3 protein-coding genes and 1 pseudogene are annotated in these 1,793 nt (G+C 71.9%); 3 read left to right on the top strand and 1 reads right to left on the bottom strand.

Going from position 1 to position 1,793, the window contains the following annotated elements:
* A pseudogene (locus MKK69_RS05090) lies at nucleotides 1-380 on the bottom strand (glucan biosynthesis protein D); the annotation flags it as partial.
* A gap of 262 nt (nucleotides 381-642) precedes the next feature.
* Between MKK69_RS05090 and MKK69_RS05085 the strand changes: the two are divergent.
* The 3 genes from MKK69_RS05085 to MKK69_RS05075 all read left to right on the top strand — a co-directional run.
* On the top strand, nucleotides 643-1,194 hold the full coding sequence (locus MKK69_RS05085) for a hypothetical protein (protein ID WP_243966619.1): 552 nt from the start codon (nucleotides 643-645) through the stop codon (nucleotides 1,192-1,194).
* Nucleotides 1,191-1,451: a hypothetical protein gene (locus MKK69_RS05080; protein ID WP_243966618.1), complete on the top strand. Its 261-nt coding sequence runs from the start codon at nucleotides 1,191-1,193 to the stop codon at nucleotides 1,449-1,451. The genes MKK69_RS05085 and MKK69_RS05080 overlap by 4 nt, the downstream gene beginning before the upstream one ends.
* An 11-nt stretch (nucleotides 1,452-1,462) precedes the next feature.
* Nucleotides 1,463-1,793, top strand: a 331-nt coding sequence (locus tag MKK69_RS05075; protein ID WP_409564779.1) for a hypothetical protein, incomplete at its 3' end; no start/stop codon positions are given.

The raw sequence follows: 1,793 nt of genomic DNA, 5'->3' as shown, positions 1-1,793 counted from the left end.
GCGAACAGCGTCTCGTCGGAGGACACGGGGAGCACGAGGCCGTGATCCACCAGGAACCGGGCGGCCCGGGTGACGAAGAGCGAGCGCAGCGAGAGAGGCTCGAAACTGCAGCCGCTGCCCCGAGCGGCCCAGTTGGCCCGTCCGGCAGCGCGGCGGAGCGGCTCGCAGGCGTCCCGAGATAGGTCCTTCAGGGCGGCCGGCAGGTCGCCGGATTTCGGGCCGGCACAGGGCGCCTTGGACCGGGCCCGGGCGAAATCGAGGAGCGTGTTCGCCTCGAAGGCCTCGCCGGCGCCCGGGAGGGCCGGCGCCGTTTCCCGACCAGCCGCGATCGCGTTGCCCGGAAGCGAACCCGCGGCTGCGCCCACGGCGCCGGCCAGCACGCCGCGGCGGGTCAGGGCCAGGGGCGGTCGGGCGGGGCCTATGCTACGGTGGTCGGTCTCTCGTCTCTGAAGCCGTTGCCGACAGCGCAGCACTCCGGTCCGGCCCCGCTTCCGCGTCCTGACGCGTGCCGTGTCCCGAACCGATCACCGCTCCGGCGGAACGCGAGCTCGGTGCCTGTCTATACACGCGGCCCGGCTGAACCCAGGGTCCCGGTCTCTCTCTCTAAAACGGGAACTGAGAGAGAAAACGGGAACTGAGCCCTTGCCGGCGTCCCCCGATGCCGCCCACCCGGTGCCCCTGCCGCCGACCTTCGACGAGCGCGCCGCCTTCCTGGAGTACGAGTGCGGCTTGAGCCGTGCGGAGGCCGAGGCCCAGACCCGGTCCGAGATCCGCAAGGCCGAGACCGAAGTGCTGGCGGTGATGCCTTCGGTGCTGCGTCCACCCCTTCCGACTGCCGACGGTCTCGCCTTATGGCGCGCCGGTCTCGCGCGCCTCACCTCTATCGACCCGGACCGGTTCCCGGACGCTGTCGGGTATCGCGTCGGCGAGTGGGCTGAGGTCTATGCCCGAGCGACCGCGTTCCTCGACCAGTTCGGCTCGACCGCCGAGGCGCTTGGCTGGACGGCACCGCGGCTGTTCGGCGTCCACCGTGAAGCCGGCATCATTCGCGTAGACGCCTGCGGCGCTCTCGTCCTGCCAGTCGGGGGCCAAGTCCGCGCGATCACGGCGACGGAAATCCGGTTCGGCCACCTAACCCACCGCGAGAAGCCCGGTCAGCCGGAAGGCGTACCGATCTGGGAGTTCGGCCGGTGATCCCCGCCGCCGACTCCTGGGGCCCGTTTGCGGTCGACCTCGACCCTGCCGAGCGCAAGGCACGCCTCCGCTGCCTGCGCGCCATCGTTCACCTGTCGACCGGCCCTCGCGGTCACGCCCTGGCGGACCTGCTGCGCCGAGCCGAGCAAGATGCCGGGCTGCTGGCGCCGTCCCTGTCCGCCCTCACCACCCTCGACCCGCTCGACAAGCGCCGTGTCTGGGCGAGCTACGCCGCCCTGAACCGTCCCGCCGTCTGAAAGGAGACGCCATGCCCCGCAAGTCCGATCCCGACCGCCTCCCCCATCCCGGCCGCGCCTCGGCCTCGCGCGCGTGCGCGCCCGTGAGCGAGCAGAGTGTGCAGGGTGTGAGCGGCGACATCGTCACGCCCGCTGCAATCCTGGCCCTTCTGGACGGCATTGAGCGGCATGGCCTGAACGCTCCGGCCGCTCTCGCCTTCCGGTCCGCCCTGCGCCGCAAAGGCATCGAGGCGGACCATGCCGGCGGTCTCGCGGCCTTAGACGATCTGATGGGGGCCGTAGTCGGCGCCGGCCCGAACCGCGCCGATGCCAGAACCGCGATCCTGCGCGCGGCTTGGGCTG

The sequence above is a fragment of the Methylobacterium sp. J-026 genome, from assembly GCF_022829585.1.
In the GTDB taxonomy this organism is placed as follows: Bacteria; Pseudomonadota; Alphaproteobacteria; order Rhizobiales; family Beijerinckiaceae; genus Methylobacterium.
The sequence above is the reverse complement of the archived record's forward strand: the minus strand, read 5'-3'. Positions and strand labels throughout refer to the sequence as shown.